Annotated in this window: 24 protein-coding genes; 10 read left to right on the top strand and 14 right to left on the bottom strand. The window is 70.5% G+C overall.

The annotated features are described in order from the left end of the window. Positions 1 to 66 precede the first annotated feature (66 nt). Positions 67 to 2,301: an LUD domain-containing protein gene (locus tag ACT4MF_RS09260; RefSeq protein WP_444682456.1), complete on the bottom strand. Its 2,235-nt coding sequence runs from the start codon at positions 2,299 to 2,301 to the stop codon at positions 67 to 69. After that, complete coding sequence (locus ACT4MF_RS09255; RefSeq protein ID WP_099254830.1) at positions 2,294 to 2,848, bottom strand: LUD domain-containing protein; 555 nt, start codon at positions 2,846 to 2,848, stop codon at positions 2,294 to 2,296. The genes ACT4MF_RS09260 and ACT4MF_RS09255 overlap by 8 nt, the downstream gene beginning before the upstream one ends. 116 nt (positions 2,849 to 2,964) lie before the next feature. Here ACT4MF_RS09255 and ACT4MF_RS09250 point away from each other — a divergent pair, with 116 nt between their 5' ends. Further along, positions 2,965 to 6,042 (top strand): FAD-binding and (Fe-S)-binding domain-containing protein, encoded by a 3,078-nt coding sequence (locus ACT4MF_RS09250; protein WP_444682457.1) that lies wholly within the window; start codon positions 2,965 to 2,967, stop codon positions 6,040 to 6,042. Between the two features lie 30 nt (positions 6,043 to 6,072). On the opposite strand, the gene ACT4MF_RS09245 is transcribed toward ACT4MF_RS09250, so the two are convergent. Then, the gene (locus ACT4MF_RS09245) at positions 6,073 to 7,074 is read right to left on the bottom strand and encodes a DUF5787 family protein (protein WP_444682458.1); all 1,002 of its coding nucleotides are present in this window, start codon (positions 7,072 to 7,074) and stop codon (positions 6,073 to 6,075) included. Between the two features lie 55 nt (positions 7,075 to 7,129). Then, positions 7,130 to 7,576, bottom strand: coding sequence for a bis(5'-nucleosyl)-tetraphosphatase (locus ACT4MF_RS09240; protein ID WP_099254827.1), 447 nt, complete (start codon positions 7,574 to 7,576; stop codon positions 7,130 to 7,132). Between the two features lie 204 nt (positions 7,577 to 7,780). On the opposite strand from ACT4MF_RS09240, the gene ACT4MF_RS09235 reads away from it, so the two are divergent. Beyond that, positions 7,781 to 8,113 carry an uS10/mL48 family ribosomal protein gene (locus tag ACT4MF_RS09235; RefSeq protein ID WP_099254826.1) on the top strand — a complete coding sequence of 111 codons (333 nt, stop codon included), beginning with the start codon at positions 7,781 to 7,783 and terminating at the stop codon, positions 8,111 to 8,113. 139 nt (positions 8,114 to 8,252) lie between these two features. Next, positions 8,253 to 9,533 carry an amidohydrolase gene (locus ACT4MF_RS09230; protein ID WP_444682459.1) on the top strand — a complete coding sequence of 427 codons (1,281 nt, stop codon included), beginning with the start codon at positions 8,253 to 8,255 and terminating at the stop codon, positions 9,531 to 9,533. Between the two features lie 85 nt (positions 9,534 to 9,618). Here ACT4MF_RS09230 and ACT4MF_RS09225 read toward each other — a convergent pair whose 3' ends face one another. The 6 genes from ACT4MF_RS09225 to ACT4MF_RS09200 all read right to left on the bottom strand — a co-directional run bounded on the left by ACT4MF_RS09225 (position 9,619) and on the right by ACT4MF_RS09200 (position 17,927). Further along, positions 9,619 to 10,989, bottom strand: coding sequence for a geranylgeranyl reductase family protein (locus tag ACT4MF_RS09225; protein WP_099254824.1), 1,371 nt, complete (start codon positions 10,987 to 10,989; stop codon positions 9,619 to 9,621). Positions 10,990 to 11,163: 174 nt separating this feature from the next. Then, complete coding sequence (locus ACT4MF_RS09220; protein WP_444682460.1) at positions 11,164 to 12,231, bottom strand: ABC transporter permease; 1,068 nt, start codon at positions 12,229 to 12,231, stop codon at positions 11,164 to 11,166. Further along, positions 12,224 to 13,471 (bottom strand): ABC transporter permease, encoded by a 1,248-nt coding sequence (locus ACT4MF_RS09215; RefSeq protein WP_444682461.1) that lies wholly within the window; start codon positions 13,469 to 13,471, stop codon positions 12,224 to 12,226. The genes ACT4MF_RS09220 and ACT4MF_RS09215 overlap by 8 nt, the downstream gene beginning before the upstream one ends. Beyond that, a complete protein-coding gene (locus tag ACT4MF_RS09210) occupies positions 13,468 to 15,075 on the bottom strand; it encodes an ABC transporter ATP-binding protein (RefSeq protein WP_444682462.1) in 1,608 nt (535 codons plus the stop codon). Before ACT4MF_RS09210 ends, ACT4MF_RS09215 begins: the two co-directional genes overlap by 4 nt. Before the next feature lie 108 nt (positions 15,076 to 15,183). Continuing rightward, positions 15,184 to 16,266, bottom strand: coding sequence for a BMP family lipoprotein (locus tag ACT4MF_RS09205; RefSeq protein ID WP_099254820.1), 1,083 nt, complete (start codon positions 16,264 to 16,266; stop codon positions 15,184 to 15,186). Between the two features lie 197 nt (positions 16,267 to 16,463). After that, entirely contained in the window at positions 16,464 to 17,927 is a 1,464-nt protein-coding gene (locus ACT4MF_RS09200; protein ID WP_444682463.1) for a phosphohexomutase domain-containing protein, read from the bottom strand. Positions 17,928 to 18,052: 125 nt separating this feature from the next. On the opposite strand from ACT4MF_RS09200, the gene ACT4MF_RS09195 reads away from it, so the two are divergent. After that, on the top strand, positions 18,053 to 18,331 hold the full coding sequence (locus tag ACT4MF_RS09195; protein WP_099254818.1) for an acylphosphatase: 279 nt from the start codon (positions 18,053 to 18,055) through the stop codon (positions 18,329 to 18,331). 11 nt (positions 18,332 to 18,342) lie between these two features. On the opposite strand, the gene ACT4MF_RS09190 is transcribed toward ACT4MF_RS09195, so the two are convergent. Then, positions 18,343 to 18,804 carry a DUF7960 family protein gene (locus ACT4MF_RS09190; RefSeq protein WP_099254817.1) on the bottom strand — a complete coding sequence of 154 codons (462 nt, stop codon included), beginning with the start codon at positions 18,802 to 18,804 and terminating at the stop codon, positions 18,343 to 18,345. 49 nt (positions 18,805 to 18,853) lie between these two features. Continuing rightward, positions 18,854 to 19,243 carry a winged helix-turn-helix transcriptional regulator gene (locus ACT4MF_RS09185; RefSeq protein WP_099254816.1) on the bottom strand — a complete coding sequence of 130 codons (390 nt, stop codon included), beginning with the start codon at positions 19,241 to 19,243 and terminating at the stop codon, positions 18,854 to 18,856. A gap of 69 nt (positions 19,244 to 19,312) precedes the next feature. Between ACT4MF_RS09185 and ACT4MF_RS09180 the strand changes: the two genes are divergently transcribed. After that, positions 19,313 to 19,762 carry a DoxX family membrane protein gene (locus ACT4MF_RS09180; protein WP_099254815.1) on the top strand — a complete coding sequence of 150 codons (450 nt, stop codon included), beginning with the start codon at positions 19,313 to 19,315 and terminating at the stop codon, positions 19,760 to 19,762. 80 nt (positions 19,763 to 19,842) lie between these two features. Continuing rightward, positions 19,843 to 20,325, top strand: a complete 483-nt coding sequence (locus ACT4MF_RS09175) for a VOC family protein (protein WP_099254814.1) — start codon at positions 19,843 to 19,845, stop codon at positions 20,323 to 20,325. 10 nt (positions 20,326 to 20,335) lie between these two features. Here the strand turns inward: ACT4MF_RS09175 and ACT4MF_RS09170 are convergent, their stop codons facing one another. Continuing rightward, complete coding sequence (locus tag ACT4MF_RS09170) at positions 20,336 to 20,806, bottom strand: SRPBCC family protein (RefSeq protein WP_444682464.1); 471 nt, start codon at positions 20,804 to 20,806, stop codon at positions 20,336 to 20,338. Between the two features lie 121 nt (positions 20,807 to 20,927). On the opposite strand from ACT4MF_RS09170, the gene ACT4MF_RS09165 reads away from it, so the two are divergent. Then, on the top strand, positions 20,928 to 21,047 hold the full coding sequence (locus ACT4MF_RS09165; RefSeq protein ID WP_512053272.1) for a DUF7989 family protein: 120 nt from the start codon (positions 20,928 to 20,930) through the stop codon (positions 21,045 to 21,047). A 117-nt stretch (positions 21,048 to 21,164) separates the two neighbouring features. On the opposite strand, the gene ACT4MF_RS09160 is transcribed toward ACT4MF_RS09165, so the two are convergent. Further along, positions 21,165 to 22,124, bottom strand: coding sequence for a hypothetical protein (locus ACT4MF_RS09160; protein WP_444682465.1), 960 nt, complete (start codon positions 22,122 to 22,124; stop codon positions 21,165 to 21,167). A 188-nt stretch (positions 22,125 to 22,312) separates the two neighbouring features. Here ACT4MF_RS09160 and ACT4MF_RS09155 point away from each other — a divergent pair, with 188 nt between their 5' ends. Genes ACT4MF_RS09155 through ACT4MF_RS09145 form a run of 3 tightly spaced genes read left to right on the top strand, consistent with a single transcriptional unit; the run spans position 22,313 to position 26,380 of the window. Further along, the gene (locus ACT4MF_RS09155) at positions 22,313 to 23,359 is read left to right on the top strand and encodes an ABC transporter ATP-binding protein (RefSeq protein WP_444682466.1); all 1,047 of its coding nucleotides are present in this window, start codon (positions 22,313 to 22,315) and stop codon (positions 23,357 to 23,359) included. Beyond that, positions 23,356 to 25,332, top strand: a complete 1,977-nt coding sequence (locus ACT4MF_RS09150) for an ABC transporter permease family protein (RefSeq protein ID WP_444682467.1) — start codon at positions 23,356 to 23,358, stop codon at positions 25,330 to 25,332. The genes ACT4MF_RS09155 and ACT4MF_RS09150 overlap by 4 nt, the downstream gene beginning before the upstream one ends. Next, positions 25,325 to 26,380 carry an ABC transporter permease gene (locus tag ACT4MF_RS09145; RefSeq protein WP_099256282.1) on the top strand — a complete coding sequence of 352 codons (1,056 nt, stop codon included), beginning with the start codon at positions 25,325 to 25,327 and terminating at the stop codon, positions 26,378 to 26,380. Before ACT4MF_RS09150 ends, ACT4MF_RS09145 begins: the two co-directional genes overlap by 8 nt. Positions 26,381 to 26,491: the final 111 nt, after the last annotated feature.

Here is a 26,491-nt window from a genome sequence, read left to right as displayed (position 1 = left end):
CGAACGACGCCCGTCAGACGCGGCGAGCGCCGGGTCGCTCGTGGCCGGGGTTGCTCGTGGCCGGGATCACTCGCGCGGTGCGACCAGCTCCACGGGATGCATCGGCGACGATCCCAACAGCGCGTCGAGTTGTTCGCCACAGGAGGTGCCGGCGGCGACGACGGTCCGGTCGGTGTCGCCGAACTGCTCGCGGAGGGGTTCGCCCACGTCCATGCTCAGCTCGTAGTAGTCCTCCTTGTAGCCGAACGAGCCGGCCATCCCGCAACACTCCGTCTCGGAGACGCGCACGTCGTAGCCGAGCCGCTCCATCACGGCGGTCGCGTGCTCGCCGACGCCGATCGTCCGCGCCTGACAGTGCGGGTGGTAGGCGATCCGGTTCCCCGAGGCCACCGGCCCGGTCCCCGCCGCCGGCGCCCGGAGCGCCCCCGGGTCCCCGCCGTTCTCCAGCAGGCCGAAGAGGTACTCCATGATATCGTAGCTGGCGTCGGCGAGGCGCTCGAACGAGCGCTCCGGGAGGAGCTTCTCGTACTCGCTCCGGAACATCGCGAGGTCGCTCGGCTCGATCACGACCACGTCGCGACCGGCGTCGACGTGGGTGACGAGCCCGGCGTACGCGTCCTCGGCCGCCGCCGTCGCGGTCGAGATCATCCCCTGCGAGAGCGGCGGGCGACCGCTCCCCGGAAGGTCCGGAACGCGAACGTGAACGTCGAGCGCCTCGAGCGCGCGCACCGCCGCCTTCCCGCGCTCGACGTCGACGTAGTTGGTCGCGGTGTCCGGGTAGAGCACGACGGTTCGCGCCGCCTCGCCGCTCGGGACCGCGGCGCCGCCCCGGCGCTCGAACCAGTCGACGAGCGACTCGCTCGCGAACTCGGGGAGGTCGCGTCGGCGATCGATGCCGGTCACGCGCTCGGCGAGCGCGCGCAGCGGTCCGGCGTCGGCCAGCCGGTTCGCGACCGGCGCGGTGAGGCTCCCGAGCTTCGCGACCGTCTCGTAGTTGCCGACGATCCGGGTTCCGAGATCGAGGCCGGCGGGCTCCTCGTCGGGGACCAGCTCCTCGAACAGCCAGTCGGTCTGGCGGGAGTCGACCTCGCCGCGGTTGATCCGGTCGCGGACCACCGTGTTGATCCACGGGATGTCGATCCCGACCGGACACGCCGGAACGCAGCGCGAACAGCCGGTACAGAGGTCGTTGAACTCGGCGGCGACGTCGAGCCCCTCGATGCCCGCCTCCCAGCCGGTGGCGATCCCGCCGGAGTACGTCTCGCCGCCGAAGGCGTGGCCGCCGACGCTCTGGAAGTTACCGCAGGCGTTCGAGCAGGCGGAGCACCGGATGCAGTACAGCGTCTCTCGCAGCTCCTCGTCGTCGCGCATCGCCATGCGACCGTTGTCGATGAGCACGAGGTGGAAGTCGCGGTCGGCGCCCGAGTCGTCCGCCAGCGGGGTCTCGTCCGCCTCGAAGTCGGGCACCGGCGAGTCCACGGGCGGGGTGAGCGTCGAGATGTAGGAGGTCACGTCCTGTCCCGTGCCGGAGCGCCCGATCAGCTCGACGAACGGGGAGAACTCCTCGACGGTCGGGACGAGCTTCTCGACGCCGGCCACCGCGACGTGCGTGTCGGTCGCCGTCACCGTCTTCCGGGCGTTCCCCTCGCTGGTGACAAGGAGCATCGTGCCGGAGTCGGCCGCGATGAAGTTCGCGCCGGTCATCCCTACGTCGGCGTCCTCGATCAGCTCGCCGAGGCGCTCGCGGGCGAACATCGTGAGCTCCTCGGCGGTCTCCGGCGGGTCGTCGAGGTCGAACTGCTCCGCGAACAGCTCCGAGATGCCCTCGCGGGATTTGTGGATCGCCGGCGCGACGATGTGCGAGGGCGCCTCGTCGGCCAGCTGGAGCACCCACTCGCCGAGGTCGGTCTCCAGCACGTCGACGCCCGCGTCCGCGAGCGCCTCGTTCACCTCGATCTCCTCCGAGGTCATCGACTTGGACTTGACGAGGCGGTCGGCGTCGCGCTCCTCGGCGGTCAGCTCCGTGATGTATCGGTTCGCGTCGGCGGCGTCGTCGGCGACGTAGACGGTCCCGCCGTTGGCCTCCACCGACTCGCGCACCTCGTCGACGAGCTCCGGCAGCCGACCGATCGCGTCTTCCTTGATCGCCCGGGCCTCGTCTTTCAGCTCCTCGTAGTCCTCCAGCCGCCCCGTCGACTCGTAGCGCCCCTCGTTGAACCCGCGGGTGTTCGCGGCGACCGCGTCGCCCTCGGTCGCCATCAGCTCGCGGATGCGGTCGGCCTTCGCGGCGTCGCTACTCATCGGCGGTCACCTCCGATTCGGCGGCATCCTCGTCGTCCGCCCGAAGCAACACCACGTGCACCGCTTTCGGCCCGTGCGCCCCGTGGACCAGCCCGCCCATGTCGGCGGTGGCGCTGGGGCCGGTGGCGAACACCACGTCGACCGACTCGTCGCGCGCTCGGGGGCCGAGCCACTCGAACGCGTCGGCCATGTCGGGGACGAGGTCGGCCTCACGGAGGACCACGACGTGGCGGTCGACGAAGAGGCTCACCGGCTCGGTGCCGTCCCGGTCGGCCTCGATCGCGACGCTGCCGTAGGCGGCGACGCCGAGTTCCGCCGCGGTGACCCCGGTGTGGGCCGCGCGGAGGTCGGCGGTCGTCGGTTCGGTCTCGATCCGGTCGGGGAGCGCGGCGCCCGCTGACGGGGCGTCGCTGAGCGCGACGCCGACGGCCGGCTCTCCGGCGGCCTCGTCAACCAGTTCCGAGCACGCGCTCTCGGGGCCTTCGGTGACCGTCACACCGAGGGCGTCGAGCCGGCGCTTGAACGCCGATCGGTCGGCGAGTGACATACGGGGTGGTCAGGCGGCGAGTATTTGGGTTTTGCGTCGGTTTCACCGGCTCGCAGGAGCGCTCAGGATTCGCCGACTGGGGGAGCTTTTTCACGGTTCGACCGTGAGGGTTCCTCATGGCGACCAACACGCCGGGCCCGGATCCGCGGGACGGGGGAGACTTCGACTACACAGGAGGGGCGGTAGAGCGCCCGGACCTCGTCGAGGCGCTGGACGACCGCGTCGACGGCGACGTGCGGTTCGACGACTACTCGAAGCGGCTGTACGCGACCGACGCCTCGGCGTACGAGGTCACGCCGATCGGGGTCGTGATGCCGGAGTCGACGGCGGACGTGGCGGCGGTCCAGGAGTACTGCTACCGAGAGGAGATCCCCGTGTTACCCCGCGGCGGCGGCACGTCGCTCGCCGGCCAGACCGTCAACGAGGCGGTGGTCCTCGACCTCACCGACTCGATGGACGAGGTGTTGTCGACCGACGCGGAAGCGGGGACCGCCCGGGCGCAGGCGGGGGCGTACGTCGGCGACCTCAACGCCGCGGTCGAGCCGCACGGGCTGAAGTTCGCGCCCGACCCGGCGTGGCGCGACAAGTCCGCGATCGGCGGGGCGATCGGCAACAACTCCACCGGGTCGCACTCGCTGAAGTACGGGAAGACCGACCACTACGTCGAGGAGGTCGAGGTCGTGCTCGCGGACGGGACGGTGACGACGTTCGGTGACGTCGCCGTCGAGGAGCTGCGCGCGTCGGCGGACGCCGACGCCGACGCGCTCCTGCCGCGAATCCACGCCGAGGTCATCCGGATACTCGACGAGGAGGAAGCCGCGATCGACGAGCGCTTCCCTGAGATGAAGCGGAACGTCTCCGGCTACAACCTCGACCGCCTGCTTGCCGAGTACCGCGGCGAGCACGGCGAGGCGGGCGTCGTCAACCTCGGGCGGCTCATGGCCGGCAGCGAGGGGACCCTCGCGACGGTGACGGAGGCGACCGTCTCGCTCGTCGAGATTCCGGAGACGAAGGCGGTGGCGCTGCTCACCTACGACGACCTCCTCGACGCGATGGAGGACGTGTCGCCGATCCTCGACCACGACCCCGCCGCCGTCGAGGTGATGGACGACGTGCTGTTGGGCCTCGCCGCCGACACGCCGGAGTTCGAGGAGGTCGTGGGGATGTTGCCCGAGGGGACCGAGTCCGTCCTCCTCGTCGAGTTCTACGCCGAGAGCGACGCCGAGGGGAAACAGAAGGTCGCTGACCTGATCGCGGACCGGGTGGGCGACGACGGCGCGGCCGACGCGATCGTCCCCGAGACCGAGGTCGATCCGGGGGAGGGCGCCGCCGAGATAACGAGCCAGCCGCGCCGCGCGGTCGACGCGATGGAGGCGCACGACCCCGAGCAACGCGACCGGTTCTGGAAGATGCGCAAGTCCGGGCTCCCGATCCTCCTGTCGCGGACCACGGACGAGAAACACATCTCGTTCATCGAGGACTGCGCGATCCCGCCGGAGCACCTCCCCGAGTACACCCGCGAGTTCCAGGAGATCCTCGACGACAACGACACGTTCGCGACCTTCTACGCCCACGCGGGACCGGGCGTCCTCCACATCCGACCGCTGATCAACACGAAGGACGTCGACGACGTGGACGCGATGGTCGACATCGCCGACCGCGTCACCGACGCCGTGGTCCGGCTCGGCGGGTCGGTGTCGGGCGAGCACGGCGACGGCCGCGCCCGGACCCAGTGGAACCGGAAGCTGTACGGCGACGACCTGTGGGATGCGTTCCGCGAGCTGAAGACCGCGTTCGACCCCGACTGGCTGCTCAATCCGGGCAACGTCTGCGGCGAGTTCGACATGCGCGAGAACCTCCGGTTCGACGCGGAGTACGAGCACGACGCCGGCTTCGACCCCGCGATGGAGTGGGCGATCGACAACGGAATGCAGGGGATGGTCGAGCTCTGCCACGGCTGCGGCGGCTGTCGCGGCCCGCAAGAGACGACGGGCGGCGTGATGTGTCCGACCTACCGCGCCTCCGAGGAGGAGATCCAGGCGACGCGCGGCCGGGCGAACATGCTCCGGGGCGCCATGAACGGCGAGCTCCCCGACGACCCGACCGACGACGAGTTCGTCACCGAGGTGATGGACCTCTGCGTCGGCTGTAAGGGCTGTACGAAGGACTGCCCCAGCGGCGTCGACATGGCGAAGCTCAAAGCCGAGGTCGAACACGCCCACCACGAGGAACACGGGATCGACCTGCGGACGCGACTGCTCGGGAACTTCGAGAAGCTGGCGCCGCTCGGCTCGAAGCTCGCGCCCCTCTCGAACCTCCCCGGAAAGCTCCCCGGCGGCGGCCTCGTCATGGAGAAGGTCCTCGGTATCTCGAAGGAGCGGGACCTCCCCACGTTCCGCTCGGAGAGCCTGACTGACTGGTTCGAAGCCCGCGGCGGCGCCGGCGTCCCCCGCGCCGAGGCCGACCGCGACGTGCTGTTGTTCCCCGACGTGTACACCACCTACACGAACCCCGGCGCGGGGAAGGCCGCGGTGCGCGTGTTGGAGGCCGCGAACTGCCACGTCCGGATACCCGACGTCGACGGCAGCGGGCGGCCGCCGCACTCGAAGGGGATGCTCGACAAGTCGCGGGCGGCGGCGGAAGACGTCGTGGAGGCGCTCGCGCCCGACGTACGCGACGGGTGGGAGATCGTCGTCGTGGAGCCGACTGACGCCGTGATGCTCCAGAGCGACTACCACGACCTGCTCGACGGCGACGCCAGCGACGTGCCCGACGACGACGTGGCGGCCGTCTCCGGGAACACGTACGGGATCATGGAGTACGTCGACGCCCACCGGCTCGACGAGGGGATCGACCTCGACGCGCCGACCGAGTCGCTCACTTATCACGGCCACTGCCACCAGAAGGCGACGAAGAAGGACCACCACGCGGTGGGGGTGCTCCGGCGCGCCGGCTACGGCGTCGATCCGCTCGACTCCTCGTGTTGCGGGATGGCGGGCTCGTTCGGCTACGAGGCCGAGCACTACTCGATGAGCAAGTCCATCGGGCGCATCCTCTTCGATCAGGTCGACGAGAGCGACGGCGACGAGGTGGTCGCGCCGGGCGCCTCCTGCCGGAGCCAACTGAAGGAGCGCGACGGCGACGCGCCGGAGCCGCCGCACCCGGTCGAAAAGCTGGCGGGCGCGCTGGCGTAGGGGAGGAGCGATCCGGACGGGGTCGCCGACTCACTCGCTCTCGCCGTCGACGATCCGATCGCGCGCTCGATCCCGTCGCCGGTCGAGGACCAGTTCGAGCCCCTTCCCCGGACCGCCCTCGATCGGCCACCCCTTCGTCCGCCACTGGGGCGGCTCGGGCGAGAACTTCGGGCAGGAGCCCGAACACTCGCGCGCCGTCGGCGATTTCGCCTTCGCCGCGCAGCGCGGCACGAGCGCTCGCCCCTCGCCGCGGAGCTCGAAGTGGCGGCAGTCCGGTCGCATCGTGTCGTGGAACGAGCGCCACCCCTTCCCGTAGGCTCGCTCGGCGATCTCCAGCCGGAGGGTCTCGGCGTCGGGGGCGCGGCGTTCGCGTTCCGCGGGCGCCAGATCGCTCGGGTGCCACGCCACCTCGGCCGCGTCGGCGTCGACGCCATCGGCGAAGTCGGTCGCGAGGATGCCGGCCTCGACCGGCATCTCGCGGAGCAGCGCCGGCTCGACGCGGTCGCCGGTCGTCTCGGTGGCGAGCCACGCCTCGTCGGCGAGGCCGGTCTCCACGTCGTGGGCGAGCTGGTCGGCGAGGCGGTCGGCCGCGGAGCGGTCCAGGTCCGGCTTGTTCTCGATCGCGACGATTCGCTGGACCCACTCCGGGTACGGTCGCTTTCGGCGAAGCTGGATCCGGTTGTTCCGGCGGCGCTTCTCGATCAGGTCCCGCCCCGCGGCCCGGTGGACCGCCTGTCGGACGTAGCGCCACGGGTAGCCCGGGTGCGGGAGGGCGTCGCGGTACCACGCCCACTCGGCGGGGGCGTTGCGCACGACGTGGAGGAGGTCGGAGTCGATCGTGCGCTCGCCGAAGGCGCGCCGCGCCGCGAACGCCGCCGGGTCGACCTCGATCACGACCGTGTCCCAGCGGCGCTCCGCGGTGCCGAGTTGGCGGGAAACGATCGCGGGGCGGGGGCCCTCGCTCGGGTGCCACGCCAGCTCGGCGTACCGACAGACCAGGAGCTCGTAGCCGAACTCGGCGTCCGGAGTCACGGTCGCGGGAGTCGACGCCGGATTGAAAAACGAAGCGCCACGGGAACCCCGACGGTTAGACGTACTCGCCCGTCTCCTCGTCTTTCCGCTCGTCGAGGTAGTCGTGGGCGTCTTCGAGGATCTCTCGGGGCCCGGTCTGGGTGATCGTGTTGAGCGCCTGATCGTAGTCGCGCCACTGCAGGTCGCGGTGTTCGTTCGAGATCTCGGCGCTCGCCTCGAACGAGCGCGCGATGAACAGGTGAACCGTCTTGTGGATGGTGTCGCCGTTCGCCTCGAACACGTAGTCGTACTCCTTGCGGAAGCCGTCGATCAGCCGGAAATCCTCGATCCCGGCCTCCTCGCCGACTTCCCGTATCGCCGTCTGCTGGAGCTCCTCGTCCCCCTCGACCCCGCCCTTGGGGAACTCCCAGTCCCCCGGACGGCTCTTCAGGAGTAAGTACTCCCGTTCGCCGCGGGTGTCGCGGAAGAGGATGGCTCCAGCACTGGTCGCTTCGACCGTCATTATCGTCAGGTAAGCAATCACCCCTAAAGAGGGTGTCGGAGTCGTGAACGCATCGGCTGCTGCGGCCTTCTTCGGCCGATTTGTCCGGTGTTGGTTGCCCTTCACCGCGGTTTTTTACGTCGGTGTCGGCGGCGGATGGAGCGCTCCGTTCGCGGTAGATGCGTTTTTACTCCTCGGGCGACCATACCCGGACGACCCCCAGCCATGACCTTCGTCACGAAACTCTCCTTCACCTCCGGCGACCACGACGTGCTCGCCGAAACCGTCCAGGACCTCAAGTCGACGCTCGAACGCAAGGGCGCCGAGTGTAAGGGCCCGCACGCCACGCCCGCCGAGACCGTGCGCGTGCCGCTGTATAAGCAGCTCCGCGCCGGCGACGAGTTCCCGCCGTGGAGCTACGACGTGTACAAGCGCTCGATGGAGATCCACGGCTCCGACGACATCGCCCGCGAGGTCGTCGCCCGCGACTTCCCCGACTCGATCCACGTCGAGGTCGAGGTCGACCAGAAGAAGCCGCTCGGTCACCGGCGAGACTGATTTTGTAAGCGACCGCGAGACGAGGCGCGGCTCAGTCGTCGTCGCCGGTCGCACGCGCCGCGATCTCCGGCTGGATCACCTTCGCCGCGAACCCCACCGCCACGCGATCGTTTAAGCCCGGCCGCGGCCTCCCGCCGGTATGAGCGCTCTCGACGACGACGCGTACCGCGCGTTCCGCCGCGACCTGCACCGCCACCCCGAGCCCGCGTGGCGCGAGTTCTACACCACCGCCCGGATCGCCGAGGAGCTCCGCGAGCGCGACCTCACGGAGCTGTACGTCGGCCCGGACGCGCTGGCGACCGAGGACCGCATGAACGTCCCCGACGACGAGGAGCTCGCGGAGTGGGAACGGCGGGCCCGCGACGCGGGCGCGGATCCGGAGATCGTCGACCGGCTCTCTGGCGGCTACACCGGCTGCGTCGCGGTCGCCGAGCGGGGTCCGGGTCCCGTGGTCGGGCTCCGCGTCGACATCGACGCACTCCCCGTTCGCGAGTCCGCGGACGACGACCACGTCCCCGCCGCCGAGGGGTTCCGCTCGGAGCGGGAGGGGTACATGCACGCGTGTGGTCACGACGCGCACGCGACGATGGGGCTCGGAACCCTCGACGCGGTGCTCGACTCGGACTTCTCTGGCACCCTCAAGGTGTTCTTCCAGCCGGGCGAAGAGCAGGTCGCGGGCGCCAAGCCGATGGCGGAGTCGGGCCACCTCGACGACGTGGACTACCTCTACGCGGTCCACGTCGGCCTCGATCACCCCTCGGGCGAGGTCGTCTGCGGCGTCGACGGGTTCCTCGCGGTCAGGCACTTCCTCGCGGAGTTCACCGGCGAGCCGTCGCACGCTGGCGCGCGCCCCGAACAGGGACGGAACGCGGTGCAGGCGATGGCGGCGGCGGTCCAGAACCTCTACGCGATCCCCCGCCACGCCGACGGGCCGACCCGGGTGAACGCGGGGCTGGTCGGCGGGGGCACGGCGACGAACGTCATCCCGGAGGAGTCGTACATCGAGGGCGAGCTCCGCGGCGCGACGACGGAGCTGGCCGACTACATGTCCGAGCACGCCGACCGGATCCTGGAGTCGGCGGCGGGGATGCACGACTGCGAGGTCGAGGTCGCGACGAAGGGGGAGGCCCCGAGCGCGACGAGCGACGACGCGCTCGCCGGGATCGTCGGCGAGGTCGCCGGCGGCGTCGACGGGGTCACGCGGATCGTCGATCGCGACGACCTGGGCGGCTCCGAGGACGCGACCTACCTGATGCAGTCGGTCCAGCAGCGCGGCGGGCTCGCCTGTTACGTCGGCGTCGGCACCGACCACCCCGGCGGCCACCACACGAGCGCGTTCGACGTGGTGGAATCCGACATCGCGGTCGGGATCGACGTGCTTTCCGGGGCGATTCGGCGAGTCGCGGAGACGCGTCCCTGAGCGGGGAGGGGAGGGCGAACCGCTCGGCAAAGGCTCGGCGAACAGTGCGTCGTTGGCAACGAAGCGGCGGCGAGGAACCCCCGGCTCAGTACTTCGCGTCCGCGCCGGTCGTCTCGTAGATCCGGTCCATGATCGCGTCGCGCTCGCGGGTCCAGTTCGCCATCGCGGCGGGGCTGGTGGGGTACGAGCCGTAGTGGTCGAGCAGCTCGTCCGCGAGCGTCTTCGTCTGGTAGAAGTTCCGGATCGTCCCCCAGTAGCCGAAGCTCTTGACCGCCGCCTTCAGCTTCAGGCCGAAGGACATCGAGGTCGACCCCTCATACAGCGCCTCGGCGAGCTTCTCGCCCGGGAGCGCCGCCAGCAGCCCCATCAGGTCGTCCACGTCGACCGCGGTCGAGAGCACGTTGTATACGTCGAGGCCGGCGTACCGGCCGCCGAAGTGGTCCATCACGCGGGTGTTGTACCGCCAGAGGTTCTCCTCGCTCACGTCGCCGTCGGAGACCGCCTTCACCGCCTGCTCGCCGGCGTACTTGCCCGCGTACGCCGCCCCGGCGATGCCGCCGCCGGTGGTCGGGTTGACGTGGCCCGCGGCGTCGCCGACCGCCATGTACCCCGGTGCGACCGCCGAGTCGTAGGGGCGACGGGTCGGGAGCGCGGCGCCGAGCTTGTCCGTGACCTCGGCCCCCTCGAACTCGGGGCGGTTGCGGAGGTCGCGTTTCAGCGCCTCGACGAGCTGCATCGGCTCCTCGTTCATCTGGAAGCCGAGCCCGGCGTTGATCTCGGTGCTCGTCCGCGGGAAGTACCAGAGGTAGCCCGCGGCGCGGTCGGTCGCCTTGAACACGAGGGCGTCGTCCCACTCGACCGGCTCCGGGACCTCGACGATCTCGCGGTACGCCGAGCAGAACTGCGAGTACCGGACGTTGGTGTCGAACGTCGTCTCCTCGAAGTCCGCCTTGTCCTGCAGCAGCGACAGCGACCCGGCGCCGTCGATGACGAGGTCCGCCTCGTAGGTGACCGCGTCGCCGTTGCGCTTGGCCCGCAGCCCCGTGACCCGACCGCCGTCGGTCTGGATCACGTCGTTGATCACGGTGTCGTAGTGGAACTCGACCCCGGCGTCCGCGGCGGCGTCGATGATCCGTCGGCCGTACTCCCAGCGGTCGATGACTGCGAGTTCGCCGGGAACAGGGATCTCGAGGACGGTGTCCTCCTGCGGGATCTCGAAGCGGCCGTGGTCGACGCCGGTGTTCGTGAACGCCGGCTCCAGCCGGTCTTTCGGGATCGCTTCCGGGAAGGCGTCGGCGCCCTTCAGCGCGTCGCCGCAGGCGATGTGGCCGGCCTCCTCCGCGTCCTTCCGCTCGACGATGACGACGTCGAGCCCCTCGTTCGCGATCGTCGCGGCCGCGTAACAGCCGGCGGTCCCGGCGCCCGCCACGACGACGTCGTACTCGTCGATGCTCATACCTCGTGCGTGGTCGCCCCTGTGGCAAAACTCTTTGTTCCCGATTCGGTCGCCTCGGGGACGACAGGGAAGCGATCTGGGAAACGAAGCGCGTCAGGTCGGACGCGCCGTCCGACCGCGCGACCGAGTCGTCAGAGCGACCCGGCTACCCGAGCGGTCGAGCCGCCGGAGCCGTCACTCCTCGGTGTCGTAGTGCTCCCCGGCCGCCTCCGGGAGCCGCGTCCGGCCGACCAGCGCGAGCACGAGGATCACGACCACGAACGGGGTGATCCGGATGAGCTGACGCGGGATCCCGATCCCCTGGAGCTGGAGCACCGTCTGCAGCGCGTCCAGCCCAGCGAACAGCATCGTCGAGAGGAACGCCCCGACCGGGTTGTAGTTCCCGAACAGGTACGCCACGATGGCGATGAACCCCTTCCCGTTGACCATCGTCGGGCCGTTCCCGGTGAACTGGCCGAGGTCGAGCGACAGCGCCGCCCCGCCCATCCCGGCGAGCACGCCGGATATCAGCACCGCCGCGTACCGGACGTGCGTGACGCTCACGCCGGCGGTGTCGAGCGCCTTCGGGTTCTCGCCGCTGGCGCGGATCCACCGGCCGAACGCCGTCCGCTCGAAGACGTACCACGAGCCGAACACCGCGGCGAACAGCATGTACACCGACGGCGACGCCGAGAAGAGCGCGCCGAAGAACGGGAGGTCGGCGAGCACCGGCACCGTGATCGACCCCGTCGTCGCGACGGTCGGGGTGTTCGGGCTGGAGTAGATCACCTGCGAGGCGAACGGCGCGAGCCCGAGCGCGATGAGCCAGACCGCGAGCCCGGCGATGATCTGGTCGGCGCGGAACCCGATCGTGACGACGGCGAACAGCGCCGCGAGCAGCGTGCTCGCGACCACGCCGCCGGCGAAGCCGATCCAGACGCCGCCGGTGATGTCGGCGACGTAGATGGCGCTGAACGCCGAGATGATCAGGAGTCCCTCCAGTCCGATGTTGATCACGCCCGACTTCTCCGCGAAGATCCCGCCGAGGGCGGCGAAGGCGATCGGCACGGAGAGCCGCAGCGCCGACGCGAGCGTGTTCCGGCTGGTGAGCGCGTCCGAGAGCGTCCCGGCGAGCGAGTCGGGGAACAGCAGACCCGCCAGCAGCAGCGCGACGACCAAGGCGATCGTCACGCCAGCGACCAGCGCGCGGGTCGAATATCGCTTTAAGAGGCTCTCGCCCTCGCTTCGGTCGGCGTCACTCATCGGTCTCACCCCCGCTCTCCGTCACGGTCCCGCCGTCGGTCGCGACCGCCTCCGGCTTCGATCCCGCGCCCGGCAGCCCGCGGCCCAGCAGCCGGAAGAACTCCGGCATCGCCACGAACAGGATGATGAGCCCGCGGAGGACGCCGACGAGCTGGGGCGGCACGTCGGTCGCGAACTGGACCACCGTCGTCCCGCTCTTGAGCACGCCGAACAGCAGCGCGGCGACGCCGACGCCGAGCGGGTTGTTGCCGGCGAGGATCGAGACGGTGATCCCGTCGAAGCCGTAGGAGGGGATCCCCGTCTGGAACGTCCCGAGCACCATCATCACGTACATCGCGCCGGCGATGCCGCCGAGCGCACCCGAGAGCGTCAGGCTCGCGACGACGGTGCGCTTGGCGTCGACGCCGCCGTACTCGGCCGCCTCGGGCTGGACGCCGCTCGTGCGGATGTCGTACCCGAACGCCGTGTGCTCGAGGACGTAGTACAGCCCGCCGATGGCGAGGAGTCCGAAGGCGAGCGCGACGAGGGAGAAGTCCTGCCGGCCGCCGAACAGCAGGGCCGGGAACTGCGCGAACTCGGGGAGCGGAACGGTCTGGTTCGCGGCGCTCTCGGGGTCCTTGAACACGCCGCTGACCAGGTACAGCGCGACGCCGGTGGCGATGAAGTTGAGCATGATCGTCGTGATCACCTCGTTGGCGTCGGCGTACGCCTTCAACAGCCCCGGCACCGCGCCGTAGAGGCCGCCGAACACCCCACCGACGAGGAGCCCGAACGGGATCAGCACGACGGTGCCGACGACGCCCGACACCAGCGACGACGCCCAGAGGACGCCGAGCGCGGTCGCCAACGCCCCGACGACCATCTGCCCCTGCGTCCCGATGTTGAAGATCCCGGCGCGGAACGCCAGCGCGACCGAGAGGCCGGTGAAGATCAGCAGCGTCGTCTCTCGGAGCGTGACCGCGAACTGGCCGTTGGGCGACCAGCTCCCGCTGAGCGGGTCGCCGAGCGCCCCGAGGAACAGCCGGTCGAAGACGACGACGGGGTCGTAACAGAACCCGGTGCCGAAGTAGTACACCGCCTCGCCGGCGGTACACGTCGTCATGCGTCCGGCCACCAGCACCAGCACCGCCCCGATGAGGACGGAGAGGACGAGCGCCGCCGTGCTGATCAGGATCCGCTCGGTCGCGGACGCGTCGACGAGCCGAGAGAGCGCCTTCCGCGCGCGGTCGGCCGCGCTCACGCTCGCTCACCGTCCGCGGAGTCCGTGAGGTCCGCCGGCTCGTCTCGCTCCGTCGCCTCGCTTTCGGTCGCCTCCGGTTCGCCCCCGTCTCCCGGGCGCTCGCCGGCCATCAGCAGGCCGAGCTCTTCCTCCGTCGTCTCGTCCGGGTCGACCACGTCGATGAACTCGCCCTCGTACACGACGGCCAACCGGTCCGAGAGCCCCTGTACCTCCTCTAACTTCGAGGAGACGAGGAGGATCGCCACGCCCTGCTGGCGGAGCTCCAACAGCCGCTCGTGGATGAACTCGATCGAGCCGACGTCGACGCCCCGCGTCGGATGGGAGGCGACGACCAGCTCGGGGTCGCGCTCGAACTCCCGGCCCACGATGAACTTCTGCTGGTTGCCGCCGGACAGGGAGTGCGCCTCGGCGTCGGCGTCCGGCGGGCGCACGTCGTACTCGTCGATGATGGCGTCCGCGTGCCCGCGGGTCTTCGACCAGTCGATCCGCCCGTTTGCGGCGAGCTCCGGGTCGTGTTGGCTCCCCAACAGCCCGTTCTCGACGAGGTCGAACTCCATCACCAACCCGCGCTCCTGGCGGTCCTCGGGAACGTACGCCATCCCGGCGTCGATCCGGTCCCGCCGCGAGGCGGACGTGACGTCCTCACCGCGGAACCGGATCTCGCCGGTGTCGGGGGTCCGGAGGCCGGTCACCGCCTCGACGAGTTCGGACTGGCCGTTGCCGTCCACGCCGGCGATCCCGAACACCTCACCGCCCCGAATCTCGAAGGAGACGCCGTTGACAGCCGGGACTCCCCGGTCGTCCTCGACGACGATGTCCGAGACCGACGCGACGACGTCGCCCGTTTCCGCGGTCCCGTGGTCGACATCCAAGAGGACCTCGCGGCCGACCATCAGCTCCGCGAGCTCCTCTTGGGTGGTGCCGTCCGCGTCGACGCTCCCGACCTTCCGCCCGTCTCGGAGGACCGAGATCTCGTCGGCCGCGCGCATCGCCTCGCCGAGCTTGTGGGTGATGAAGATGATCGTCTTTCCCTGGGCGGTCAGCTCCTCGAGCACGTCGAACAGCTCGTCGACCTCTTGGGGCGTCAACACGGCCGTCGGCTCGTCGAGGATCAGCGTGTCGGCGCCGCGGTACAGCGCCTTGAGGATCTCGACGCGCTGTTGCTCGCCGACGGAGATGTCTTCGACCCGCGCGTCCGGATCGACGTCGAAGCCGTATCGGTCGGCGAGGTCGACGATGGCCTCGCGCGCCGCCGATCGGTCGACCGCGAGTCCGCCCCACTTCCGCGGCTCGTTGCCCAGCGTGATGTTCTCGGTGACGGTCATCGGGTCCACGAGCATGAAGTGCTGGTGGATCATCCCGACCCCGGCGTCGATAGCGTCTCGCGGCGAGCGGAACGTCTGCGGCTCCCCGTCTAGCCGAACCGTCCCCGACGTCGGTTCGTAGAGGCCGTAGAGAACGTTCATCAACGTCGTTTTGCCGGCCCCGTTCTCGCCTAAGAGGGCGTGAACGGTGCCGGGTTCGACTTCGAGATCGACGTTATCGTTCGCCACGACCCCCGGAAACCGCTTCGTGATCCCGTCGAGATGGACGGCTGAGGCCATTGGTCTACTACTCCCTGGTTTCAGGGCGGCTGAATATGTTTGGATATGTTTCGGCCCGATCAGACGGTCAAACAGGCGACAATTCGACCGGAGCGTGCGAGCGCTCCGCTAGACTTCGGAGGGGACGGAGACATCGCCGGCGATGATGCTCTCGCGTGCGGCCGCGACCTCGTCGGCGACGTCGTCGGGGATCTCGGAGCCGAGCTGGTCGCCGTAGACGAGCGCGACGCCCTCGTTGCCGAGGCCGAGCGCGACGTTCGAGCCGCCGGGGAACTCGCCGTCGACCGTCGCTTCGATCGCGTTGTAGACGGCGGTGTCGACCCGCTTGACCATGCTCCCGAGGATGACATCGGCGTAGTCGGGGCGCGTGATCGACTGGTCGCGGTCGACGCCGATCGCGAACCCGTCCTGCTCCTGTGCGGCCTGGAAGACGCCGGTGCCGCTGTTCCCCGCGGCGTGGTAGACGATGTCGGCGCCGCTGTTGTACATCGCGGTCGCCGCCTCGCGGCCCGCGGCGGGGTCGTTGAAGCTACCGGTGTAGTTGACGCTGACGTCGACGTTGTCGCTGCCGGCGGAGACGCCAGCCTCGAAGCCGGCCTGGAACTTCTGGATCAGGTCGGACTCGACGCCGCCGACGAAGCCGACGTTCGTGGAGTCGCCCGCGGTCGAACCCCCGCCCGCGGTGAAGTCGCGGGTGGTGAGCAGGCTCGCCATCAGGCCCGCGAGGTACGACCCCTCGTGCTCGCGGAACGTGTAGCTCGCGACGTTGTCTCCCTCGACGACCGAGTCGACGATCATGAAGTCCTGGTCGGGGTACGACTCGGCGGTCTCCGAGAGCGAGTCCGCCTGGAGGAAGCCGACACAGCACACCAGGTCGTAGTTCGGGTCGGTCGACTCCGCGAACTGCTGCTGGAACGTGCTGAACTGCGACACCTCGTCGGGCTGAGACTCGCGGTACGCGATGCCGAGGTCCTCTTCCGCCTGGATCGCGCCTTCTTGGGCCTGATCGTTGAACGACCCGTCACCGAGGCCGCCGGTCGCGTAGACCATCCCGATGTTCGTCGAGCCGTCGGAGCCGTCAGACCCGTCGGAGCCGTCGCTCCCCGGTCCGCCGCTACAGCCGGCGAGGCCCACGAGGCCCGCCGCGCTCGCCGCCTTGAGGAACCGCCGCCGTTCGAAGTCGGATGCCATGTCACCTACAACGGGGTCGGTACACGGCATAAATTCGTCGCTCTCGCCGCCCCTGCGTTGCACGTTCGCGCGATCCGGCGGAAACATCCTCGCCGATACGCCCCGATCGATCGGGGATCGTTCCATATTCGTGGTGTGTCAAGAACGATCGGGAGACATTTCCGGGGGACGCGAGCGCCGCCGGCCCGCGGGGGGGACTACTCGTCGCCGCCGACAGCGGCCACCGCGTCCTCGACGACCGCCACGGCGTCCGCGATCAGCGCGTCGACCTCGTCGCTCTCGGCGTACACACGCACGTACGGCTCCGTCCCGGAGGGGCGCACCAGCGTCCACGAGGCGTCCGGGAACTCGAGGCGGACGCCGTGGTCGGTGTCGACCGTCGCGTCCGGGAAGGCGTCGGGGAGGGCCGTCGCCAGTCGCTCCATCACGCCGGGCTTGGCCTCGTCCGGGCAGTCGACGCTGACCTTGCGGTACGGGCGCTCCGCGATCGGCTCGCGGAGCGCGTCGAGCCCCGATTCGGCCACGAGCCGGGCGATCACGGCCGCCGAGGCGACGCCGTCGATCCACCCGCCGAAGCCGACGTGGATGTGTTTCCACGGCTCGGCGGCGAAGACGACGCGCGTGTCGCCGCCGGTCTCGGCGGCGTCCGCCCGCACCGCCGCGATCCCCTCGTGGAGCGCGCCGAGGCGAACGCGGTCGACTCGACCGCCGGCCTCGCGGACGCGCTCGTCGATCCGACCCGAGGCGTTCGGCGTCGTCACGACCACCGGGTCGGCGGCGTCGCTCTCCCGAGTGTACCGCTCCGCGAGCAGCGCGAGAACGGTGTCCTCGTGGACCACGTCGCCGTCGGCGTCGACGATCACGATGCGGTCGGAGTCGCCGTCGTGGCCGATCCCGAAGGCGAACCCCTCGGCGTCGCCGGCGCGCTCGCCGTCCGCGGTCGGGCGACCGGGAGCGGCCACTCCCTCGTTGGCGTCGGCGATGAACGCCCGGAGGTCGCGGAGGGTCTCGGGCGTCGGCTTGCTCCCGCGACCGGGGAAGTAGCCGTCGACGTTCCCGTTGAGCGTGACGACTTCGGCGCCAAGCTCTCGCAGCACGGTCGGCGTCGCGGGCGCGGACATCCCGTTCCCGCAGTCGACCGCGATCCGGAGTCCGTCGAGGTCGTCGCCGAAGCGCTCCGCGTACGCGCGGACCGCGTCGAGGTAGCCGCCGAGGGTGTCGACGCGCTCCGCCTCGGTCCACTCGTCCCACGGCGCCGGGGAGCCCTCGCCCGCGACGCGGTCCTCGACGGCGCGCTCGGCGTCCCGGTCGAACTCGCTGCCGTCCCGGAACAGTTTGATCCCGTTGTCGGTCGGCGGGTTGTGCGACGCCGTGAGCATCACGCCGTACCGCCCCCGCGAGGCGTGCGCGAGCGCCGGCGTCGGCAGCCGGCCGGCTCGGAGCACCCGGACGCCTCCCGACGCGAGCCCCGACTCCATCGCGGCCGCGATCGCCGGCCCGGTCACGCGCCCGTCGCGGGCGAGCACGACTTCGGAGGGTGCGTCTCCGTCAGCGGCCGCCCGTACTTCCGCCGCGACCGCGCGACCGACGGCCAGCGCGAGCTCGGGCGTCACTCGGGTCTCGGCGCTGCCGCGGATCCCCGCGGTTCCGAACAGGTCCATACCCGTGGTGTCGACCGCGTTCCGTTAGAAGTCGTCGGTTGCGAGTCGCCAGGTTCCAGCCGCCGGACGAGACGGGGTCCCCGTCCCCGCGACGCTTAACAGGACGGCGGACGCAGCCATCACCGATGACCGACCGAACGCGAGCACACGTGTACGTCTCGGGGCGCGTACAGGGGGTCTACTACCGCGCGACGACGCGCGACACCGCCCACGAGAAGGGGGTCGACGGGTGGGTGCGCAACCTCGACGACGGGCGCGTCGAGGCCGTCTTCGAGGGACCAGCGGCGGCCGTCGACGAGATGGTGGCGTGGTGCGAGACGGGGAGCAAGGCCGCCGACGTCGACGCGGTCGACGCCGAGTACGAGGCGCCGGAGGGGCTCGACGGGTTCGAGGTCCGGTGGTAGGGCGGGGGGAGTCAGGGCGCGACCGGGTCGCCCGGCGGGTCTCGCACGTCGAGCTCCTCCAGCGCGCGCAGCACCACGATCGCCTCGACCACGTCGCGCGCCTCCGTGTAGGGGTCGTCGACGGCGTCGAGCGTCGACTCCGCCTCGCGTTCGAGCCGCGCCTCCAGTTCGGTCTGGTCCGTCTCCTCCTTCGTCGCCGACAGCAGCGCCTCGTGGTCCTCGCGGAGGTCGAGCGAGACGTGCGCCGCGTTGCACCGCGAAAGCGGGTGGGTGTCCATCTCGATCGCCAGGTCGCTCACGAGGTCCCAGTCGTCGGCGCAGAAGCGGAGCGTCACCGTCCCCACAACGTCCCGCCACGAGATCGGCCCGCCGTTCTTCAGCAGCCGGATCGCCCGGGGCGGCACCGCGATCCGGGTGTGGGTGTCGTCGCGGCCGCACAGGCAACACGGGGTGTTCTTCAGTCCGGCGTACACGCCGGTCTGTACGGGTCGGAGGGGGGAGTACGTTTCGCCGGGGAGCGCGTCACCCGCTGCACTCGGCGAGCCACTCGTGGGCCCACTCGTCGATCTCCTCGAACACCGGCGCCAGCGACTCGCCCTTCGGCGTGAGGCTGTAGTACGTCGCCACCGGCGAATCCTCCTCCAACCGGCGGTCGACGAAGCCGGTCTCCTGGAGGTCGTCGAGCACGCGCGAGAGCGTCCGGGCGTTGGCGTCGGTCTCGCGCTTGAGCTCGTTGAACCGCAACTCGCCGTTCAACAGCTCGTGGAGCACGACGAGCCGCCAGCGCGAGCCGATCTGTTCGAGCGAGTCGATGACGGGACACGGCGTGTCCGGGGCGGAAGACGCGTCCGTGTCGGGCTCTGCGTCGGTCGTCTCCGCCGGTTCGGAGCCGGCGAGTTCCTGCGATGACATCGAGGTTACCTGCTTACACTCTTGTCCGGGAAGCGATAAATAGGTTACGTCCGTATACGTAGTTACACGATGTTAGCTGCATTCACGACGATACCGCTCCAGTTCGACGCCCCGCTCGCGGGTGAACTGTTCCTGCTCGGTCGGATCCTGTTCGGCGCCACGCTCGCGTTCATGGGGTTGAACCACTTCATGGACGTCGACACCATGGCCGGCTACGCCGAGTTCAAGGGGCTCCCGGCGCCGCGCTTCTCGGTGGTCGCCTCCGGGGTCGTCTTGGTGCTCGGCGGGGCCGCGGTCGCGGCGGGCGCGTTCCCCGTCCTCGCGGCCGGCGCGCTCGCGGCGTTCCTGCTGGTCTCCGCCGTGACGATGCACGACTTCTGGTCGATCGACGACCCGGAGGAGAAGCAGAGCGAGATGACGGGGTTCCTCAAGAACGTCTACGGCGCGGGCGCGGCGCTCGCGCTGCTGGCGGTCGGCGGCAGCGCGTGGCCGTACGCGGTGGGCCTCGGGCTGTTCTGATCCGGCGGCGCTGACGGAGTCCGACTCGCTCTCGGTCACCCGTACCACTAACTTTCTTCACGAGAACCGATCACACGGACATGACCGACGCTCCGCCGACGACCGGACTGCACCACGTGACGAACATCTGCACCGACATGGACGAGACCGTCGCGTTCTACGAGGACGCGCTCGGCTGGCACACGGTCAAGCGGACGCAGAACTACGACGATCCGGGGACTCCCCACTACTACTTCTCGCCGACGCCGAAGGGCGAGCCGGGGACGAACGTCACCTACTTCGAGTATCCGAACTCGCAGGGGGCGCCCGGTCCGGGAGCGAGCCACCACTTCGCGTTCGGCGTCGAAGACGAGGAGACGCTCCGCGAGTGGCAGGCGCACCTCCGCGAGCAGGACGTGCGCGTCTCCGAGGTGAAAGACCGGACCTACTTCAAGAGCATCTACTTCAGCGACCCCGACGGGCTCGTCTTCGAACTGGCGACGGCGGGGCCGGGGTTCACCCGCGACGAGGCGGAGCCCGGCAGCAGCGTGATCGACCCGTTCGAGGAGGGGTACGAGAGCTGAGCGGTCCCGGTCACGACTCGACCAGCGCCGCGAACCGGTCGAGCGCGCGCCGGCAGACGGGGACGTACCAGGCCGCGACCGCCGGCACCTCGACGACGACGCGGCTGCGGTCCGCGTCACCGGCGTAGCTGTCGACGCGGTGCCCGGTCGCCGGGATCCCGGCGACGCGCCAGTCCCAGCGTCGGCCGTTGCACGCGGTCACCCGGAACGGGAGCCACGCGCCCCCGACGCGAACGCGTCCGGTCGTCCCGCGAGTCACGTACCGGTCGTCGCTCTCCACGGCGTCGATCGCCGGTCCCCAGTCAGGCCACCGGCGCGTGTCGCGGAGGGTCTCGGCGGCGACCGCCGGTGAGACCGCGATGTCGCGGCCCACCGCGAGAGTCGTTCCCTCCCGGACCACCGTCGACGCGGACCCCCCGTCGCACTCCCGGAGATCGAAACGTCCGTTCGATTCGCTGCCGAGACGAGACCGATAATTCACGATACGTTCAACGGTCCCGTCGTGCTTAAACCGACACATATTAATTCCTTAAATGGTACTAGGTATCATTATCTCTTTCCACGAAGGGTTAATACGGAGATCCTCGCTACCCCATGCCAAGATGGCAAACGATCGCGACACCATGAAAGACGTCTCGCACACGGCCCCGAACGACACATCGGCGAAAGGCGTCTGGGAACGAGGACGCGCCCCCGTCGAGGAAGAGGAAGAAGAGGAGTAGCTCGCCCGACCGCTGTTTTCTTGCGTCTTTCGCGCAACATACCGATCGGGGAGCCGTATCCGCGGGTGAGTCGGCTCGACCGCGCTCGTGAGCCGCCGGTAGGCCGTCGTCTCCGACTTACCGGGAGGGACCCTCTCCTTCCGTCTCCGGGGGCTCGGAGTCGCTGCCCCCTTCCGCCTCGGCTTCCGTCTCGATCGTCGCGATTCCGGGCGCTTCTTCCTCCGTGGGGGCCCGCCCGAGCATGGCCCGGAGCGACGACCACGCCTGCCGCCTGTCCCCGCCCTTCGAGATCGGGATCCCGGCGAACGACGCCGACGGGTGCGTGGTTTCGGGACCGAGGTGGTCCATGTGCGCGGCGACCCACGTGAAGGCGACCGAAACGGCCGTGAGAGCGACGAAGGAGACCCACGACCCGACCGCTGGGAGGCCCGCCGCCCCCACGACGACGCCGGCGATCACGTAGACGAAGGCGACGAATATCAGCAACACCGTCACCGTCGCTAACAGGTCGTTGACTGCGGTGACGCGCGCGTTGTAGTCGATCCACTCGGCGTAGCTCCGGAGGAGCCGCTCCTCGAACCCGGGGGCGCTGGCGCCCGCGTCCCGCGGCCCCTCTCCCTCCCCGCGTTCGGCGGTGATCACCGCGTCGACGGCCTTGAGGTCCAGCCCGCCGCGGAGGTCCGACGCGGTGTAGGTGACCGCGGCCAGCCCGGTCGACGCGAGGAGGAGGAGCCCCCCGACCACGGTGAAGGGGTTCAAGAAGACGGCCAGGTCCACGGTCGTCTGGACGACGATCGAGCCGCCGGTGACGACGATCCCGATGAGCAGGAGGTTCGCCTTCAGGATCTCGATGGCTTTGTTGTCGATCTCGCGGAGCCGCTCGACCTGATAGTCGAACGTGGTGCGCAGCTCCTCTCGGGTCGTCGCGGCGACCGCGGGATCGATCGCGGCGTCGCCGTTCCGGCGTCCGGACGCCGCGTCCTCCGCCCGCTCGCCCGGATGATCGGACGCGGCGCCGCCGCCGGACCCATCGGGCGCGTCGTCGCGTCCATCCGTGACCCCCCGTCGGTCACTCATACGAGACGTGTTGTCGAAGCGACGCTGTAAGGCTACCGGCGGGGGAATCAGTCGTCCCGCGACCGCCGTTGACCCACCGGCCCGACGGGTCACCTCCTCCCTCCCCCTACGTCGACACCGCCCGCCGCGTTCTCGCGGGTGATAGCCGCGGGCGTGAGTTTAACCCGCACGACGGCGGACACGAGCGCATGATCGAAGTGGAGGGGCTGCGGAAGACGTACGGGGAGTTCGCCGCCGTCGTCGACAGCACCTTCTCCGTGGCCGAGGGCGAGGTGTTCGGCATCGTCGGCCCGAACGGCGCCGGGAAGACGACGACGCTAAAGGTGCTCGCCGGGCTCGTCGACCCCACCGACGGCGAGGTGGAGGTCGCCGGCTTCGCCTCCGACGACCCGGAGATGCGCCGCCGGTTGGGGTTCCTCCCCGAGGAGTCGCCGCTGTACGAGGAGATGACGCCACTGTCGTACCTGCGCTTCTTCGCCGACCTGTACGACGTGCCGCGCGAGGCCGCGAACGAGCGGATCGAGGCCGCGCTCGACCGGCTGGAACTGGACCACCGCGAGCGCCGGCTCGGCGACATGTCGAAGGGGATGAAACGCAAGGTCGCCATCGCCCGGTCGCTCGTCAACGACCCCGACGTGCTCGTGTACGACGAGCCGGCCTCGGGGCTCGACCCGGTGACGACGAACTCCGTGCTGGAGTTCACCCGCGAGCTGCGCGAGACCGGAAAGACCGTCGTGTTCTCGGCGCACAACCTCTACCACGTCGAGTCCGTCTGCGATCGGGTCGCGGTGATGAACGAGGGACGGATCGTCGCCCGCGGGAGCGTCGACGGGATCCGCGAGCGACACGGGGAGACGACGTACCGCGTGTTCACCGACGTGTCGCCCGCGCGGATCGACGCGCTGGTCGGGGTCTTCGGCGACGGCGACGACCTCGACGCCGCGACCGAGGAGGTCGGCGACCGGTTCCGCACGACCGTGCCGACGATGGACGCCGTCGAGGCGGTCCGCGAGGCCGCGGCGGCCGCGGGCGGCGAGGTCGTCGACATCCGCACCCGAGAGCCGAGTTTGGAGGACGTGTTCCTCGATATCGTCGGCCGGCCGATGCCGGGACGGTACACCGGTGGCGGCGGGGCCGCCGGGAGTTCGGACGGCGAAGCGGGTGACGAGGCCGCGCCGACGGGGAGCGAGCGCGACGGGGCGCGACCGACGGAGCCGCCGGAGGGCGCCGAGTGATCGACCGACTTCGGCGGATCCTCCGGGTCGCTCGCTGGGAGACGGCGCGGGCGAGCGGCGGCGTCGACCGCCGAACCCTGCTCGCGGCGCTCGCGCTCCTGCTCGTCGCCGGCGTCGTTCTCGGCGGGGGGCTCGCGGCCGGCGTCGTCGGACTCGACGTCGACCGCGACGTGTACCGCGTGGGCGTCGACCGCGACTCGCCCTACGCGGAGGCGGTCGAGGACGCCCCGGCGCTGACACGCGTCCCCGCAGAGGGGGCGGCCCTCGGCGACACGGCCGACCTCGTCGTGTTCGGCGGCGAACGAGGCGGGTCGGTCGAGACCGTCGCCGTTCGCGCCAGCGACACGCGGAAGGGCGAGGCGGCGGCCGCCGAGTTCCGCGAGGCGGTCGAGGCGCACAACGAGCGGCTGATGGCGGCCGAGGAGAACCGGACGGCCGCGTTCCCGATCACCGTCACCCTCCAGTACGTCGGTCGGACGAGCGGGCTCGACGAGGGGTCGACGCTGGGCGGAAGCGGCGGCGGGAACGAGGGGAGCGGGGAGGGCGGGAGCGGGGAGGGCGGGAGCGACGGGAGCACCGGCGGGAGCGGCGACGGCGGCGACTCTGGCGGGGAAAGCGGTGGCAGCGGCGACGCCGAGACCGGCGGCGGGTCGGTCGGCGGCGACACCGCCGGCGACGGCGGCACCGCGAGCGGCGGCGACACCGCGAGCGACACCGACGGCTTCGCGGTCCCCTCGGTCGGCGGCGGGGCGTTCGGCGCCGACACGGTCGGATCGCCGGGGTCGATCTCGCCACCCTTCCCGTTCGTCTCGCTGCTCCTCGCGTTCGTCTTCCTCGTCCCCATGAACTTCCTCATTCAGGCGTACGGCTCCTCGGTCCTCGACGAGCGGACGAACCGGCGCGGGGAGCCCCTGCTCGTCACGCCGCTCTCGCCGGTCGACATCGTCGCCGGGAAGACGCTCCCGTACGTCGCTGTCGCGGCGCTCGTCACGACGGCCATCGCGGTCGCCGTCGGCGGCGGGGCGCTCTCGGTGATCGCGGTGCTCCCGGTCGCGGTGACCTTCCTCGCGGCGACGTTCGTCGGCGCCATGTTCGCGCGGTCGTTCAAGGAGCTCACCTTCGTCACGGTGGGGGTGAGCGTCCTCCTCACGACGTACGCGTTCGTGCCGGCGATCTTCACGAACGTGACGCCCGTGGCGCTGGTGTCGCCGCTCACGCTGGTCGTGTTCGACCTGCAGGGCGAGGCGGTCGGGACCGGCGAGGTGCTCTTCTCCATCGGGCCGATGACGGTCGGGGCCGCGCTCCTGTTCGGGCTCGGGCTCGGGGTGTACCGCGAGGAGGACATGTTCACGCAGAAGCCGGTCGGGCGGAAGTTCCTCGACGCGCTGGCGGTGCGTCTCGCGGCGGTCGGGCAGGCGGGCTCCGACCGGGCGCCCCGAGACCGGCTCCGCGCCCTCGCGCCGGTCGCGCTCCTCACCGCCTGCACGATCCCGTTCGTGTTCGTCGCGGAGCTGTTGGCCGTCGCGCTGCTGTTCGCGCTGCCGGTGACGGTGTCGATCCCCGTACTTCTGGTGACGATCGCGTTCATCGAGGAGGTCGCCAAGAGCGTCCACCTCTACGCCGGGTTCGAGCGCGAGGCCTTCGCCCGGACCGACAGGGTCGCCGTCGCGGTCGGGGCGGCCTCGGCGGTCGGCTTCTTCCTCGCGGAGAAGGCCACCGCGGTCGTGCAGGCGGTCGGGCTCACGGAGCTGTACGTCGGCCGCGCGGCCTTCGGGAGCGTGGCCGGGATGGAGGGGCTCCCCCCGATCGCCCTCGCGGGGCTCTTCTTCGCGCCGCTCCTGCTTCACGGGTTCGCGACGACCGTCGCCGCGGTGGGCGCGAGCCGGAGTCGGGCGTACTACGCCCTGACGCTGGCGCTGGCGACGCTGATCCATGCCGCGTACAACTTCGGGGTGGTGCGCGTCTATGCGTAACCGCGACAGCCGGCTGACGATCGCCGGGCGGGAGCTGGCGGGGCTGCGCGCGGAGAAGACGATCCTGCTCGCGATCGGTATCCAGCTGTTCATCGCCGCGTTCTCGTCGTTCCTCGTCGTCGGGCTCGTCTCGATGTACGACCCCGGATCGCTCGGCGGCGCGGAGGTCGAGGTCGCCGGCGCGGGCGACGCCGTGACCGACCTCGAACGCGCCGCGAGCGAGGTCGACGGGGCGTCTGTCACGCGCTACGAGGACGCCGGGGCGGCGCGGCTCGCGTTCGACCGCAGCGCCGCCGACGCGGTGGTGGTCGCGAACCGGAACGACGACGGCGGGATCTCGGTGGTGGTCACCGCCCCGGACGCGACGGTGGAGACCACCGTGATCGTCGTCCAGCTCCGCGACCTGCTCCGCACCTACGAACGGCAGGAGCGCGCGGACCGGGCCGGGTCCCTGAGCGAGTCGCCGCTCCCGCTGCCCGAGCGCACGGGCACCAGCCCGTACTTCACGTTCACGTACACCGTGTTGATCCCGGTGCTCGTCTTCCTCCCCGTCTTCATCTCGGGGTCGCTCGTGGTCGACTCGATCACCGAGGAGATCGACGAGGGGACCTTCGAGCTGCTTCGCGTCGCACCCGTCACGCTCGGGGAGATCGTCGACGGGAAGGCGCTGGCGGCGGTCGCGATCGCCCCCGGACAGGCGCTGCTGTGGCTGCTCCTCCTCCGCGCGAACGGGACGCCCGTCGCCAACGTGCCGTCGATCCTCGTCCTGATGACCGCGCTCACGACCCTCGTCGTCGCGCTCGCGCTCGCCATCGCGGCGCTGGCGCCGGACCGGCGCGCCGCGCAGTTCCTCTACTCGATCGGCGTGCTCGTCCTCTTCGGCGGCGCGACGGCGATGGCCGGCGGTCCCGCGAACGCGGTCGCCCGGCTCGCGATCGACAGCGCAGACGCCGCGACGACCGCGCTGGTCGTCGCCTACGTCGGCATCGCCGCGGTCGCGTACGCCGGGGTCCGGCGGCTCGTGGCGGAGAACGGCTTCGAGAAGTGAGCGGCGATGGGATATATATATATATATAAACGAGGCGGTGGCGCGCGCCTCCGAGTGGTCGCCTTCGGCGGCCACGAGGAGCGCGTGCGAGGGAGTCGGGAGGGAGCGGGC

The sequence above is a fragment of the Halorubrum sp. FL23 genome (genome assembly GCF_052439115.2).
GTDB lineage: Archaea > Halobacteriota > Halobacteria > Halobacteriales > Haloferacaceae > Halorubrum > Halorubrum persicum.
Note: the sequence above shows the minus strand (reverse complement) of the source record. Positions and strands in the feature narration are given on the sequence as shown.

What these genes read in the sequence shown, in the direction of transcription:
- ACT4MF_RS09260 (WP_444682456.1), bottom strand. Translation starts at nt 2,301, where the DNA reads ATGAGTAGCGACGCCGCGAAGGCCGACCGCATCCGCGAGCTGATGGCG.
- ACT4MF_RS09255 (WP_099254830.1), bottom strand. Translation starts at nt 2,848, where the DNA reads ATGTCACTCGCCGACCGATCGGCGTTCAAGCGCCGGCTCGACGCCCTC.
- ACT4MF_RS09250 (WP_444682457.1), top strand. Translation starts at nt 2,965, where the DNA reads ATGGCGACCAACACGCCGGGCCCGGATCCGCGGGACGGGGGAGACTTC.
- ACT4MF_RS09240 (WP_099254827.1), bottom strand. Translation starts at nt 7,576, where the DNA reads ATGACGGTCGAAGCGACCAGTGCTGGAGCCATCCTCTTCCGCGACACC.
- ACT4MF_RS09235 (WP_099254826.1), top strand. Translation starts at nt 7,781, where the DNA reads ATGACCTTCGTCACGAAACTCTCCTTCACCTCCGGCGACCACGACGTG.
- ACT4MF_RS09230 (WP_444682459.1), top strand. Translation starts at nt 8,253, where the DNA reads ATGAGCGCTCTCGACGACGACGCGTACCGCGCGTTCCGCCGCGACCTG.
- ACT4MF_RS09225 (WP_099254824.1), bottom strand. Translation starts at nt 10,989, where the DNA reads ATGAGCATCGACGAGTACGACGTCGTCGTGGCGGGCGCCGGGACCGCC.
- ACT4MF_RS09220 (WP_444682460.1), bottom strand. Translation starts at nt 12,231, where the DNA reads ATGAGTGACGCCGACCGAAGCGAGGGCGAGAGCCTCTTAAAGCGATAT.
- ACT4MF_RS09210 (WP_444682462.1), bottom strand. Translation starts at nt 15,075, where the DNA reads ATGGCCTCAGCCGTCCATCTCGACGGGATCACGAAGCGGTTTCCGGGG.
- ACT4MF_RS09205 (WP_099254820.1), bottom strand. Translation starts at nt 16,266, where the DNA reads ATGGCATCCGACTTCGAACGGCGGCGGTTCCTCAAGGCGGCGAGCGCG.
- ACT4MF_RS09200 (WP_444682463.1), bottom strand. Translation starts at nt 17,927, where the DNA reads ATGGACCTGTTCGGAACCGCGGGGATCCGCGGCAGCGCCGAGACCCGA.
- ACT4MF_RS09195 (WP_099254818.1), top strand. Translation starts at nt 18,053, where the DNA reads ATGACCGACCGAACGCGAGCACACGTGTACGTCTCGGGGCGCGTACAG.
- ACT4MF_RS09185 (WP_099254816.1), bottom strand. Translation starts at nt 19,243, where the DNA reads ATGTCATCGCAGGAACTCGCCGGCTCCGAACCGGCGGAGACGACCGAC.
- ACT4MF_RS09180 (WP_099254815.1), top strand. Translation starts at nt 19,313, where the DNA reads ATGTTAGCTGCATTCACGACGATACCGCTCCAGTTCGACGCCCCGCTC.
- ACT4MF_RS09175 (WP_099254814.1), top strand. Translation starts at nt 19,843, where the DNA reads ATGACCGACGCTCCGCCGACGACCGGACTGCACCACGTGACGAACATC.
- ACT4MF_RS09165 (WP_512053272.1), top strand. Translation starts at nt 20,928, where the DNA reads ATGGCAAACGATCGCGACACCATGAAAGACGTCTCGCACACGGCCCCG.
- ACT4MF_RS09160 (WP_444682465.1), bottom strand. Translation starts at nt 22,124, where the DNA reads ATGAGTGACCGACGGGGGGTCACGGATGGACGCGACGACGCGCCCGAT.
- ACT4MF_RS09155 (WP_444682466.1), top strand. Translation starts at nt 22,313, where the DNA reads ATGATCGAAGTGGAGGGGCTGCGGAAGACGTACGGGGAGTTCGCCGCC.
- ACT4MF_RS09145 (WP_099256282.1), top strand. Translation starts at nt 25,325, where the DNA reads ATGCGTAACCGCGACAGCCGGCTGACGATCGCCGGGCGGGAGCTGGCG.